Below are 204 nucleotides of genomic sequence, written 5' to 3' on the forward strand. Positions count from 1 at the left end.
GATGGTCACGGCCATGGTCGCTGCTTTTGCGGCGCAATTTGGCCTATCACCTGAATTTGTTGCAGAAAACGTACGTTACGAGTTGCTCATTGCCGGTGGCCTATTCGTTATTCTTTTTTCGGCTGTATTGAACCCAAATGCCAACCTGGCTGGAACGCACGGGCCAATGATCCCGCTTATCCCCTTAATTGCCGCCGCAGGTGG

General features: G+C 52.5%; 1 protein-coding gene. It reads left to right on the plus strand.

The annotated features are described in order from the left end of the window. A partial coding sequence (locus tag ACP45E_RS02625; RefSeq protein ID WP_141707197.1) for a DUF3360 family protein occupies nucleotides 1-204 on the plus strand: 204 nt, incomplete at both ends.

Source organism: Vibrio genomosp. F10 str. 9ZD137 (genome assembly GCF_049974785.1).
Taxonomy (GTDB): Bacteria; Pseudomonadota; Gammaproteobacteria; order Enterobacterales; family Vibrionaceae; genus Vibrio.